Here is a 13104-nt window from a genome sequence, read left to right on the forward strand (position 1 = left end):
GACCCCTTACTGCGCCTGCACACGCAGCTCTGCTGCGCTACGACTACGGTGACCCAACAGTGCTTTCACATCACTGGATTTCGGTTTAACCAGCGCGAATTTCGCGGAGAACGCCGGCCAGTTCGCCAGGATCTCTTCCCCACGTGATGAACCGGTCAACTGCACGTGCTCGGTGATCAGACCGCGCAGATGCTCTTCGTGAATCGCCAGGGTTTCGACGCCCAGCACTTCAACCAGTTCCGGGTTCACGCGTTTGCGGAAATCACCGTCTTCGTCCAGTACGTAAGCGAAGCCGCCCGTCATACCGGCGCCGAAGTTAACGCCCGTTTTACCGAGGATACAGACGATGCCACCGGTCATGTATTCACAACCGTTATCGCCGATACCTTCGACGACGGTGATCGCGCCGGAGTTACGTACGCCGAAACGTTCGCCCGCACGGCCCGCTGCGTACAGACGACCACCGGTCGCGCCGTACAGACAGGTGTTACCGATAATGCTCGCTTCGTGGCTGCGGAAGGCAGAACCCACCGGAGGACGAATGGCCAACAGGCCGCCCGCCATGCCTTTACCGACATAGTCGTTGGCATCGCCGGTCAGGTACAGCTCAACGCCGCCGGCGTTCCACACGCCGAAGCTCTGGCCCGCGGTACCGCTGAAGTGCGCTTTAATCGGGTCTGATGCCAGCCCCTGGTCGCCGTGCGTCTGTGCAATATAGCCAGACAGCGATGCGCCAACGGAACGGTCGGTGTTGCGAATATCGAACCAGAAGGTTTTGCTCTGGCGTTCATCGACAAACGGTTTCGCCTGCTGCAACAGCTGTGCGTTCAGCACGCCGTTATCAAACGGCGGGTTGTTCTCGGTGCAGAACAGCGCCTTACCCGGATGCGGCTCAGCGGTTTCCAGCAGACGAGACAGCTCCAGTTTCTGCTGCTTGGCGGTGAAGCCTTCCAGCTCTTTGAGCAGGTCGGTACGGCCAATCAGATCCACCAGACGAGTCACGCCCAGGCTTGCCATCAGCTCACGGACTTCACGAGCGATAAATTCAAAGTAGTTGGTCACTTTGAACGGCAGGCCGTGATAGTGGTTCTTACGCAGTTTTTCGTCCTGGGTTGCTACACCCGTTGCGCAGTTGTTGAGGTGACAAATACGCAGGTATTTACAGCCCAGCGCGACCATTGGGCCGGTGCCGAAGCCGAAGCTTTCTGCGCCCAGAATTGCCGCTTTGATGATATCCACGCCGGTTTTCAGGCCGCCATCAACCTGCAGACGGATCTTGTGACGCAGACCGTTTGCGACCAGCGCCTGTTGGGTTTCTACGAGGCCCAGCTCCCACGGACAGCCGGCATATTTCACTGAAGAAAGTGGGCTTGCCCCGGTGCCGCCGTCATAACCGGCGATGGTGATCAGGTCCGCATAGGCTTTGGCCACACCGGTGGCGATGGTGCCGACGCCCGGTTCGGAAACCAGCTTCACGGAGATCATCGCCTTCGGGTTGACCTGTTTTAAATCGAAAATCAGCTGCGCTAAGTCCTCGATAGAGTAAATATCGTGGTGCGGCGGTGGGGAGATCAGCGTCACGCCCGGTACCGAATAACGCAGTTTGGCGATGTATGGGGTGACTTTATCCCCTGGCAGCTGACCGCCTTCGCCAGGTTTTGCACCCTGAGCAACTTTAATCTGAATGACGTCGGCATTGACCAGATACGCCGGCGTCACGCCGAAACGGCCGGAAGCCACCTGCTTGATGCGCGACACTTTGTTGGTGCCGTAGCGCGCCGGGTCTTCGCCGCCTTCGCCGGAGTTAGAGTTGCCGCCGATGCTGTTCATCGCTTCCGCCAGCGCTTCATGCGCTTCCGGGCTCAGCGCACCGATAGACATCGCTGCCGTATCGAAACGCTTGAACAGCGAGCTGGCCGGCTCAACGTCAGCCAGATCAACGGTATCGCCGTTCGGGGCAATCGCCAGCAAATCACGCAGCGTCGCCGCTGAGCGTTCGTTAACCAGTTTGGCGTATTCCTGATAATCGCTGTATTCGCCGCTCTGAACCGCCTGTTGCAGCGTGCGCACCACGTCCGGATTGTAAGCGTGGTATTCGCCGCCGTGGACGTACTTCAGCAGGCCGCCCTGATCCAGTGGTTTACGCGCCAGCCAGGCACGTTTCGACAGGTTCAGCAGATCCTGCTGGAAGTCATCGAACGATGCGCCGCCGATACGGCTAACCACGCCCTGGAAGCAGTGGCTGACGACGTCGTCATGCAAGCCAACCGCTTCAAACAGTTTGGAACAGCGGTAAGAGGCGATAGTCGAGATGCCCATTTTGGACATGATCTTGTACAGACCTTTATTGATGCCGTTACGGTAGTTCAGCATCACCGTGCGGTAATCTTTTTCGATAGCGTGGGTGTCAATCAGACGCCCCAGGGTCTCGTAGGCCAGGTATGGATAAATCGCCGTTGCGCCAAAGCCGAGCAGTACCGCAAAGTGGTGCGGATCGCGGGCGCTTGCGGTTTCAACAATAATGTTGGCATCGCAGCGCAGGCTCTTATCTACCAGACGCGCCTGAACCGCGCCTACCGCCATTGGTGCCGGCACCGGCAGACGATTTTTCGCGATGTTACGGTCGGAGAGCACAAGCAGAACGGTGCCATCACGGACCATCTGTTCGGCTTTATCGCACAGCGCTTTTACCGTCTCTTCCAGGCTGGTTTCGGTCACATCAAAGGTGATATCCAGCGTGTCAGCGCGGTAGTGCTCTTCCTTCATCGTGGTGAGCTGATTGAAATCGGAGTACAGCAGAATCGGTGATTTGAAGCTCAGACGGTGCGCCTGGCCTTCCGCTTCGCAGAAGACGTTCATTTCACGGCCGATGCTGGTGGCCAGCGACATGACGTGAGCTTCACGCAGCGGATCGATTGGCGGGTTAGTGACCTGCGCAAACTGCTGGCGGAAGTAGTCATAAATAATGCGCGGCTGGCTGGAAAGCACGGCAAACGGGGTATCATCCCCCATTGAGCCAACGGCTTCCTGGCCGTTTTCGCCGAGCACGCGGATGACGGAATCCAGCTCTTCGGCGCTGTAGTTAAACTGTTTCTGGTAGCTGGCGAGCGTATCGTCGTCCAGCTCGCGGCTGCCGACCTCTTCGTTCGGCAGATCTTCAAACGGCACCAGACGGCGAACGTTTTTCTCCATCCACTCTTTGTACGGATGGCGGCTTTTCAGATCGTCATCGGTTTCCGCTGAATGCAGAATACGGCCAGAACGGGTGTCGATAACCATCAGCTCGCCCGGGCCTACGCGGCCTTTTTCGACCACTTCATCGGGCTGGTAGTCCCAGATGCCGACTTCAGAGGCGCAGGTGATGAGCTTATCTTTGGTGATAACGTAGCGCGCCGGGCGCAGGCCGTTACGGTCAAGGTTACAGGCCGCATAGCGACCGTCAGACATAACGATACCTGCCGGACCATCCCACGGCTCCATGTGCATGGAGTTAAAGTCAAAGAAGGAGCGCAGATCCGGATCCATATCCGGGTTGTTCTGCCAGGCCGGTGGTACCAGTAAACGCATGGCGCGAATGATGTCCATACCGCCAGCCAGCAGCAGTTCCAGCATGTTATCCATGGAGCTGGAGTCAGAGCCGGTTTCATTGACGAACGGCGCAGCATCATGCAGATCGGGGATCAGCGGGGTCTGGAATTTATAGGTACGGGCGCGCGCCCACTGACGGTTACCGGTAATCGTGTTGATTTCACCGTTGTGCGCCAGATAGCGGAACGGCTGTGCCAGCGGCCAGCGAGGTACGGTATTGGTGGAGAAGCGCTGGTGGAACAGGCAGATGGCGGATTCCAGACGCAGATCCGCAAGATCCAGGTAGAAGCGCGGCAAATCCGCCGGCATACACAGACCTTTATAGATATTGACCAGGTTCGACAGGCTACAAACGTAGAAGTCTTTATCTTCCTGGAGGCGTTTTTCGATACGACGACGCGCAATAAACAGGCGGCGTTCCATATCACGTGGACGCCAGCCAGCAGGGGCGTTCACAAAAATCTGCTCAATACGTGGCAGAGAGGAGAGGGCGATTTCACCCAACACGCCCTCATTGGTTGGCACATCGCGCCAGCCGACAATAGACAGCGTTTCGCGCTGCAGCTCTTCTTCTACAATATGACGGGCAGCGGCGGCCAGTTCAGGATCCTTATTAAGGAACAGCATCCCGACGGCATAGTTTTTCGCTAAGCGCCAGCCGCGCTCTTCGGCGACGATGCGAAAGAAACGGTCAGGTTTTTGCAGCAGCAGACCACAACCATCGCCGGTTTTACCATCAGCGAGGATTGCCCCACGGTGCTGCATGCGGGCCAGTGCGTGTATAGCGGTACGCACTACCTTGTGGCTAGGTTCGCCTTCTATGTGGGCGATCAGGCCGAAACCACAGTTATCCCTCTCAAGGGATTTATCGTACAACATATCAGTGAACCTCCCCAGGCTCTACGGGAGACCCTCTTAATCGATTGCGCGCAAGGCACAGCAAGAGCATGGCGACGGGGTATGGCATTCTTTGCCTACCTCGCATTCGCCCTCTTTTATCCTTTTCGCGTAGGTCACACAAGTTTGAGGACTTGCTTAAGAGGGAATCTCAATTACTGCATAAATATGATGAGCAGACTGCTCATCCAGAAAGCTTCCAGCGGATTTCCAAGTTATCGGGAATCGATACATAGGTCAAATGGCAATCTTATTTATACAAAAATGTGCTATGGGTTAGTTAACTGAATGATTAAAAAGGGGAATGTGGCTATTTTTTCTCGCGTCAGACGGAATGGAGGGGCTGAGCGAGTGTGATCTGTCTCACTATATGAAAGCGCTGCGATAATCGTTATACGCTGTTTTTTATCTGATAAGCAGAATTTAATGCTGGCATTGAGTGTGGGGATATAGGATCACTCTGTTTTTCAACGACGCGCGGATTATTGCAAATTTGTCGGCAGATATAAGCAAAAATAATCTCATTACTTATGAATGAAATTGCAGTTATTTTGAGTTGTTATGCAATGAGGTAAGCGGTCTTCATGGCGATTGATCCAGGTCATCGCCGATCGAGACTAAAAATGGCAGGCTTGGCCCCTTTCTTCAGGCCGGTCTATCAGATTATGCAGTTACAAAAATTAGTCAATATGTTTGGTGGCGATCTTACGCGTCGATATGGCGAAAAGGTTCATAAACTGACGCTGCATGGTGGATTTAGCTGCCCAAACCGCGATGGCACCATCGGGCGCGGGGGCTGCACATTCTGTAACGTGGCCTCTTTCGCTGATGAAGCGCAGCAGCACAAATCGATCGCTGACCAACTGGCGCATCAGGCGCAGTTGGTGAACCGCGCCAAACGCTATCTGGCCTATTTCCAGGCTTATACCAGTACCTTTGCCGAAGTGCAGGTGCTGCGTTCGATGTATCAACAGGCGGTCAGCCAGGCCAATATCGTTGGCTTGTGCGTGGGGACGCGCCCGGACTGCGTGCCAGAAGCTGTGCTCGACCTGCTCAGCGAATACCATGAGCAGGGCTACGAGGTATGGCTGGAGCTGGGCCTGCAAACTGCGCATGATAAAACTCTGCATCGTATTAATCGCGGCCATGATTTCGCCTGTTACCAGCAAACCACACGTCTGGCGCGTGAGCGCGGTCTGAAGGTGTGCAGCCATCTTATTGTCGGTCTGCCGGGTGAAGGGCAGGGAGAGTGTCTGGAGACGCTTAAACAGGTGGTGGAGACAGGCGTCGACGGTATTAAACTGCATCCGCTGCATATCGTGACTGGCAGCATTATGGCGAAGGCCTGGCAAGCCGGGCGTTTGAATGGAATCGAACTGGACGATTATACGATCACCGCCGGTGAGATGATTCGCCATACGCCGCCGGAGGTGATATATCACCGTATCTCCGCCAGCGCTCGTCGCCCAACGCTGCTGGCACCGCTGTGGTGTGAAAATCGCTGGACTGGGATGGTCGAGCTGGATAAGTACCTCAATGAGCACGGCGTGCAGGGATCGGCATTGGGTACGCCGTGGGTACAGCCCACTTGAGGCTTTTTGGGGTGTTGATGTCGCCCCATCATTAGCACCGGGTTTTCCCGGTGCGGTAGGCCAGCACCAGACCGTCGCCCTCATTCCCTGCTTTTAACCCATTTCACAGATAATCCTCGCATTTTTCGTACAACCTACCGCGCCGCGCCCAGAATTGGGTATTATTGAGCGATGTCGTTGTTAAGGAACTCCTCATGAAGCAAATCCGTATGCTGGCGCAGTATTACGTCGACCTGATGATGAAGTTGGGTCTGGTACGTTTTTCCCTGCTGCTGGCGCTGGCGCTGGTGGTATTGGCCATCGTCGTACAAATGGCGGTGACCATGGTGCTGCATGGTCAGGTTGAAAGCATTGACGTTATTCGCTCCATCTTCTTTGGCCTGCTGATCACCCCGTGGGCGGTCTATTTCCTTTCGGTCGTTGTGGAGCAGCTTGAGGAGTCGCGACAGCGATTGTCCCGCCTGGTCGAGAAGCTGGAAGAGATGCGCGAGCGCGACCTGAAGCTGAACGTCCAGCTTAAGGACAATATTTCACAGCTCAATCAGGAAATTAGCGATCGTGAAAAAGCCGAGGCTGAACGTCAGGTCACGCTGGAACAGCTGAAGGTCGAGATGCAGGAGCGCGAAGAGACGCAGATCCGCCTCGAACAACAGTCCTCCTTCCTGCGCTCTTTCCTTGATGCTTCACCGGATTTGGTTTTCTATCGTAATGAAGATAAAGAGTTTTCCGGCTGTAACCGCGCCATGGAACTGTTGACCGGCAAAAGCGAGAAACAGCTGATTCACCTGCACCCTGAAGAGGTTTACACCCCGGAGGCGGCGGCTAAAGTGATTGAAACCGATGAGAAAGTTTTCCGTCACAATGTCTCGCTGACCTACGAACAGTGGCTTGATTATCCGGACGGGCGTAAAGCCTGTTTTGAGATCCGCAAAGTGCCGTACTACGACCGCGTGGGTAAACGCCACGGTCTCATGGGCTTTGGCCGTGATATCACCGAACGTAAGCGCTATCAGGATGCGCTGGAACGCGCCAGCCGCGACAAAACGACGTTCATTTCTACCATCAGCCATGAACTGCGTACGCCGTTGAACGGTATCGTTGGGCTGAGCCGTATTCTGCTCGACACGCATTTGACCGCCGAGCAGGAGAAATACCTGAAAACCATCCACGTTTCGGCGGTGACGCTGGGTAATATCTTCAACGATATTATCGATATGGACAAAATGGAACGGCGTAAAGTGCAGCTGGATAACCAGCCCGTTGACTTTACCGGCTTCCTGGCCGACCTGGAAAACCTCTCCGGCCTGCAGGCGCAGCAGAAAGGGCTACGCTTCGTGATGGAGCCGACGTTGCCGCTGCCGCATAAAGTGATCACCGATGGGACCCGTCTACGCCAGATCCTGTGGAATCTGATCAGCAATGCCGTGAAGTTCACCCAGCAGGGCAACGTGGTAGTTCGCGTGCGCTACGATGCGGGCGATATGCTGCACTTTGAGGTTGAGGATTCCGGTATCGGTATTCCGCAAGAAGAGCAGGATAAAATATTCGCCATGTATTACCAGGTGAAAGACAGCCAGGGGGGTAAACCGGCCACCGGTACCGGGATTGGCCTTGCCGTTTCGCGTCGTTTGGCGAAAAGCATGGGCGGCGATATTGAGGTTTCCAGCCAACCGGGGCACGGTTCGGTCTTTACCCTGACGGTGCATGCGCCGGCCGTGGCGGAAGAAGTGGAAGACGCTTTTGAAGAAGATGAGATGCCGTTGCCTGCGCTGCATGTGCTGCTGGTGGAAGATATCGAGCTGAACGTGATTGTTGCCCGTTCGGTACTCGAGAAGCTGGGCAATAGCGTGGATGTGGCGATGACTGGCAAAGAAGCGCTGGAGAAGTTCACGCCGGGCGAATATGACCTGGTACTGCTGGATATCCAGCTACCGGACATGACCGGCCTGGATATTTCCCGCGAGCTGACGCGTAAATACCACGCTGACGATTTGCCACCGCTGGTAGCGCTGACGGCTAACGTACTGAAAGATAAAAAAGAGTATATGGATGCCGGCATGGATGACGTGCTGAGCAAGCCACTTTCGGTACCGGCCCTGACGGCGATGATCAAGAAATTCTGGGATACCGTGGAAGACGAAGAGGAGAGTGCCGTGACCCCTGTTGAGAGTGGTAAATCGCAGCAGCTGCTGGATATTCCGATGCTGGAACAGTACATCGAACTGGTGGGACCGAAGCTGATTACCGACGGTCTGACCGTGTTCGAGAAGATGATGCCGGGCTATCTGGCGGTGCTGGAATCTAACCTCACCGCCCGGGATAAGAAAGGTATTGTTGAGGAAGGGCATAAAATCAAAGGCGCTGCGGGTTCTATTGGTTTACGCCATTTGCAGCAGCTCGGGCAGCAGATCCAATCGCCAGATTTACCAGCATGGTCAGATAATGTTGGTGAATGGGTTGAGGAGATGAAGTCTGAGTGGCAACACGATGTCGCGGTACTGAAGGCCTGGGTAGCGGCGGCTGGAAAAAAATGACCCCGGCTTGACCGGGGTGCGCGAATACTGCGCCAACACCAGGGAACTGGTGGTTGCGTCAGATACTTGACATGATTTTGATTTTTTTGACACAACCTGAATTACGATTGCACGCTCAATAAGATAGCAAATCTTAAAATGATTGTTACGTGAATCAGTAAAATGTGTGAACCATAGCGTCTTAATCAGAAATATTAATCAGTGTCAGAGGGTTAGCGTGAGGAAGATGGCTTTGAGAAGAGTAGCGTGGCTAAAACGTCTGTTAGGGCGTCTGTTGTTGCTGCTGGTGCTTTTCTGGGGCGGCGGCATTGCGTTGTTTAGTTTTATGCCGGTTCCATTTTCCGCAGTGATGGTTGAACGTCAGGTGGGGGCGTGGCTAACGGGAAACTTTAGCTACGTTGCTCATTCGGATTGGGTCAGCATGGATGAGATGTCGCCGTGGATGGGGCTGGCGGTGATTGCCGCGGAAGATCAGAAATTCCCGGATCACTGGGGTTTTGATGTCTCTGCTATCGAGAAAGCGCTGGCCCACAATGAACGTAACGAAAACCGAATTCGCGGAGCCTCAACGCTGTCGCAGCAAACGGCGAAAAACCTGTTTCTGTGGGATGGACGCAGCTGGGTTCGTAAGGGACTGGAAGCCGGTTTGACGCTGGGTATTGAAACCGTGTGGAGCAAGAAGCGTATTCTGACCGTCTATCTGAACATTGCCGAGTTTGGCGACGGTGTATTTGGCGTAGAGGCCGCATCTCAGCGTTACTTTCATAAGCCCGCCAGCAGAATGACGATGGCGGAAGCCGCACTTTTAGCCGCCGTTCTGCCGAACCCCATTCGTTTCAAAGCCAGTGCGCCGTCAGGCTACGTGCGCAGTCGTCAGGCGTGGATATTACGCCAGATGAGGCAGTTGGGAGGGGAGGGGTTTATGCGGGAGAATAAGCTGTATTAGCCTGAATGAGCCTGATGCGTGAGGCGCAATCAGGCTTGTCGTTGAATGGCGGCGCAAGCGCACCATGCAAACTAGTCTTCGTCGAACCCGGCGTTAAACAGCGCAATGACTGCCGCCAGCGCTTCCACTTCCTGGGGACCGGTGGCTTCGACTTCAATCTGGCGTCCTTTGGCGGAGTCCAGCATCAGCAGCGCAATCACGCTGTTGGCTTCAGCTTCAGTGCCCTCATCATTACGCAGCAGCACTTCTGCGTCGAAATCCTGCATCAGTTCAAACAGTTTCATGGCCGGGCGCGCATGCATGCCCAGCTTATTGGTGATTTCAACGGTCTGCTTTACGGTCATGATTTACGTTTTTCCAGCGTCCGATGACGAGACTGTACGTTCTTACCGCGCGAGCGGAAGTAGTCAGCCAGCTGTTCGGCAACATAAACCGAACGGTGCTTACCGCCGGTACAACCAATGGCCACCGTTAAATAGCTACGGTTGTTGGTTTCCAGCATAGGTAACCATAGCTCAAGATAGCTACGCGTCTGGTAAATAAAGTTGTGGACTTCGGTGTGGCGGTCGAGGAACGCGGCCACCGGTTTGTCGAGCCCGGTCATTGGACGCAGCTTCGGATCCCAGTGTGGGTTGGGCAGGAAGCGCACATCAAAGACGTAATCGGCATCGATCGGAATACCGTGCTTGAAGCCGAAGGACTCGAACACCATCGTCAGCTCGCGCTCGCGTTTGCCCAGTAGACGGGTACGCAGCATTTCTGCCAGCTCATGAACGGACATTTCGGAGGTGTCGACAATAAGATCGGCACGGGAACGCAGCGGTTCCAGCAGGTTGCTTTCTTCATCGATGGCGCTTTCCAGCGACAGATTCTTGCTCGAAAGCGGGTGTAAACGACGGGTGTCGCTATAGCGGCGAATCAGCGTGTTGCGGTCAGCATCAAGGAACAGCAGCTGCGGCGAGAAGTTCTCCGGCAGATTTTCCATCGCTCGTTCGAAAATTTCCGGTGATTCCGGCATGTTACGAACGTCGATGCTGACTGCCGCCGAAATCTCACGATCGGCAAGCGTTTTCGCCAGTTCAGGCAGCAGCACAACCGGGAGGTTATCGACGCAGTAAAACCCCATGTCTTCCAGCGCGCGCAGGGCAACAGACTTTCCCGAGCCAGAGCGGCCGCTGACGATCATCAGTACCATGTACCGTTTCTCCTCAGTACGATGTGATGTCCATTATTCATCATCGTGGGTTTCCGTATCGGTGATGATTTGATAAAGCTCTTCGTCGCTCTGTGCAGAGCGCAGGCGGCGACAAATGGTTTTATCCGCCAGACGTTTTGCCACCAAAGAGAGCGTGTGCAGGTGGGTTTTCGTCTGATCGGCTGGCACCAGCAGGGCAAACAGCAAATCAACGGGCTGATTGTCGATAGCGTCAAAGGCAATCGGCGTTTCCAGTTGCACAAAGACACCTACCGCGCGCAGCGTATCCTCTTCCAGTTTACCGTGAGGAATCGCGATGCCATTGCCGATGCCGGTACTGCCCATCTTCTCACGGGTCAGGATGGCTTCGAACACCACCTGCGGAGGCAGGCTAAGCTGTTTCGCCGCCAGCTCGCTGATGATTTCCAGCGCACGTTTTTTACTCTGACAGTGCACGGCACTGCGGGTACATTCCTGGTTAAGGACATTGCTCAGTTGAAGAGCTGAATCATTATTTGTCATAATTTCACCTAAGCACCGCCCGATATGCGGGGGCATACCGGGCGATCGCTCGGACAATCAGTGTTGTTTTAGTTTATCTTTGTGTTTGTTCAACTGTCTCGACAGTTTGTCGATCAAGCCGTCGATGGCGGCGTACATATCTTTCCCTTCCGCGCTGGCGTGAAGCTCGCCGCCGTTAACATGCAATGTTGCATCCGAGATGTGCGTCAATTTCTCCACTTTTAACACAATATAGACCTGATTGATCCTTTCGAAATACTGTTCAAGCTTGACGAATTTGGTATTCACAAATTCGCGCATCGCTTCGGTAATTTCGACGTTGTGTCCAGTGATGTTGAGCTGCATAGTGTCTTCCTTATCAGTAGAGTCAGACCAGTTGTTTACGCTGGTTTGACGGCGGGATGGATAAAGACTCTCGGTACTTTGCAACGGTACGCCGTGCCACCATGATACCCTGTTCAGAGAGCATGGTGGTCAGTTTACTGTCGCTCAGTGGTTTCGCGGGATTTTCCGCGGCAATTAATTTCTTCACCAACGCGCGAATCGCCGTGGAAGAGGCTTCGCCACCGCCTTCGGTACTCACGTGACTGGAGAAGAAATACTTAAGCTCAAAAATGCCCCGTGGGCTATGCAAATACTTTTGCGTGGTGACACGCGAAATCGTGGACTCGTGCATCTCGACGGTCTGGGCGATATCGGCCAGCACCATCGGTTTCATATGTTCTTCGCCGAGATCGAAAAAGGCCTGCTGCTGTTCAACGATGCAGCGGCTGACGCGCAGAAGCGTGTCGTTACGGCTCTCAAGGCTTTTAATCAACCATTTTGCATCCTGCAGATTGCTGCGGATAAACTGGCTGTCGGCATCGTTGCGGGCGTTATTGCACATGCCCGCGTAATGCTGGTTGATCTGCAAACGTGGAATGCTGTCAGCATTAAGCTCAACCATCCAGCGACCGCTGACTTTACGCACCAGAACGTCCGGGATGACGTACTCCGGCTCGCCGGTTTGGATCGACTGCCCTGGGCGCGGATCTAGCGATTGAATCAGATCAACGGCTTCTTTTAGCACGTCTTCTTTCAGCCGCGTGACGCGCATGAGCGAGCGGAAGTCGTGGTTGGCGAGGAGATCGAGGTGTTCGGCGATGATCAGCCGCGCTTCAGTGATTCGCGGGGTGTCAGGAGCAAACTGGGAAAGCTGGATCAGCAGGCAGTCGCGCAGATCTTTCGCAGCGACGCCGACGGGATCGAAACGTTGAATACGCTTAAGCACCGCTTCGACTTCATCAAGGCCGATGTCGTCGTTACCCATGCCCTCGCGAATATCTTCCAGCGTCACGGTGAGATAGCCGGTGTCATCGACAGCATCCACGATCGACGTGGCAATGGCGCGGTCGGTATCAGTAAACGGCGTCAGTTCGACCTGCCACATCAGATAGTCCTGTAAGGACTGGGTGGTTTCACCCTGATAGACCGGTAACTCATCATCCTGATAATCAACGCCGGTGCCTGATGGCGTGCCGGCGGTGTAAATTTCATCCCAGCTGGCGTCAAGCGGCAGCTCTTCGGGCATTTCCGCTTTTTCCAGCGCGTCCACGCTGTCCAGCGTTTCGGTATCAGCGGCTTCCTGGGTTTCTACTTCCTCGTGAAGATCGGTTTGCTCAAGCAGGGGGTTACTTTCCAGCGCCTGCTGGAGTTCCTGCTGAAGTTCCAGCGTCGACAGTTGCAACAGACGGATCGCCTGCTGTAGCTGCGGCGTCATGGCAAGCTGTTGGCTGAGCCTTAATTGCAAACCTTGCTTCATGTTCAGATCGAATCTCTCCCGCTAACGTC

Annotated in this window: 9 protein-coding genes; 3 read left to right on the forward strand and 6 right to left on the reverse strand. The window is 54.7% G+C overall.

The annotated features are described in order from the left end of the window. Nucleotides 1–6 precede the first annotated feature (6 nt). Nucleotides 7–4467: a glutamate synthase large subunit gene (gltB, locus tag KCR01S_RS07225; protein ID WP_061281616.1), complete on the reverse strand. Its 4461-nt coding sequence runs from the start codon at nucleotides 4465–4467 to the stop codon at nucleotides 7–9. 683 nt (nucleotides 4468–5150) lie between these two features. Here gltB and mnmL point away from each other — a divergent pair. From mnmL to mtgA, 3 genes are all read left to right on the forward strand, one after another. Continuing rightward, nucleotides 5151–6077: a tRNA modification radical SAM protein MnmL/YtqA gene (gene mnmL, locus KCR01S_RS07235; RefSeq protein ID WP_112202601.1), complete on the forward strand. Its 927-nt coding sequence runs from the start codon at nucleotides 5151–5153 to the stop codon at nucleotides 6075–6077. Between the two features lie 194 nt (nucleotides 6078–6271). Beyond that, nucleotides 6272–8611, forward strand: a complete 2340-nt coding sequence (arcB, locus tag KCR01S_RS07240; RefSeq protein WP_061281618.1) for an aerobic respiration two-component sensor histidine kinase ArcB — start codon at nucleotides 6272–6274, stop codon at nucleotides 8609–8611. 232 nt (nucleotides 8612–8843) lie between these two features. Next, a complete protein-coding gene (gene mtgA, locus KCR01S_RS07245; protein WP_373880251.1) occupies nucleotides 8844–9557 on the forward strand; it encodes a monofunctional biosynthetic peptidoglycan transglycosylase in 714 nt (237 codons plus the stop codon). A 71-nt stretch (nucleotides 9558–9628) separates the two neighbouring features. On the opposite strand, the gene npr is transcribed toward mtgA, so the two are convergent. From npr to rpoN, 5 genes are read right to left on the reverse strand one after another with little or no spacing between them, the layout of a single operon-like run. Then, entirely contained in the window at nucleotides 9629–9901 is a 273-nt protein-coding gene (gene npr, locus KCR01S_RS07250) for a PTS phosphocarrier protein NPr (RefSeq protein ID WP_052283608.1), read from the reverse strand. Beyond that, a complete protein-coding gene (rapZ, locus tag KCR01S_RS07255; RefSeq protein ID WP_052283607.1) occupies nucleotides 9898–10752 on the reverse strand; it encodes an RNase adapter RapZ in 855 nt (284 codons plus the stop codon). The genes npr and rapZ overlap by 4 nt, the downstream gene beginning before the upstream one ends. Before the next feature lie 33 nt (nucleotides 10753–10785). Then, nucleotides 10786–11274 (reverse strand): PTS IIA-like nitrogen regulatory protein PtsN, encoded by a 489-nt coding sequence (ptsN, locus tag KCR01S_RS07260; protein ID WP_061281622.1) that lies wholly within the window; start codon nucleotides 11272–11274, stop codon nucleotides 10786–10788. Between the two features lie 57 nt (nucleotides 11275–11331). Beyond that, nucleotides 11332–11619, reverse strand: a complete 288-nt coding sequence (hpf, locus tag KCR01S_RS07265) for a ribosome hibernation promoting factor (RefSeq protein ID WP_052283605.1) — start codon at nucleotides 11617–11619, stop codon at nucleotides 11332–11334. 22 nt (nucleotides 11620–11641) lie between these two features. Continuing rightward, nucleotides 11642–13075, reverse strand: a complete 1434-nt coding sequence (gene rpoN / locus KCR01S_RS07270; RefSeq protein ID WP_061281624.1) for an RNA polymerase factor sigma-54 — start codon at nucleotides 13073–13075, stop codon at nucleotides 11642–11644. Between the last annotated feature and the right edge of the window lie 29 nt (nucleotides 13076–13104).

This window comes from Kluyvera cryocrescens NBRC 102467, assembly GCF_001571285.1.
GTDB classification, from domain to species: Bacteria; Pseudomonadota; Gammaproteobacteria; order Enterobacterales; family Enterobacteriaceae; genus Kluyvera; species Kluyvera cryocrescens.

What these genes read in the sequence shown, in the direction of transcription:
- gltB (WP_061281616.1), bottom strand. Translation starts at nt 4,467, where the DNA reads ATGTTGTACGATAAATCCCTTGAGAGGGATAACTGTGGTTTCGGCCTG.
- mnmL (WP_112202601.1), top strand. Translation starts at nt 5,151, where the DNA reads ATGCAGTTACAAAAATTAGTCAATATGTTTGGTGGCGATCTTACGCGT.
- arcB (WP_061281618.1), top strand. Translation starts at nt 6,272, where the DNA reads ATGAAGCAAATCCGTATGCTGGCGCAGTATTACGTCGACCTGATGATG.
- npr (WP_052283608.1), bottom strand. Translation starts at nt 9,901, where the DNA reads ATGACCGTAAAGCAGACCGTTGAAATCACCAATAAGCTGGGCATGCAT.
- rapZ (WP_052283607.1), bottom strand. Translation starts at nt 10,752, where the DNA reads ATGGTACTGATGATCGTCAGCGGCCGCTCTGGCTCGGGAAAGTCTGTT.
- ptsN (WP_061281622.1), bottom strand. Translation starts at nt 11,274, where the DNA reads ATGACAAATAATGATTCAGCTCTTCAACTGAGCAATGTCCTTAACCAG.
- hpf (WP_052283605.1), bottom strand. Translation starts at nt 11,619, where the DNA reads ATGCAGCTCAACATCACTGGACACAACGTCGAAATTACCGAAGCGATG.
- rpoN (WP_061281624.1), bottom strand. Translation starts at nt 13,075, where the DNA reads ATGAAGCAAGGTTTGCAATTAAGGCTCAGCCAACAGCTTGCCATGACG.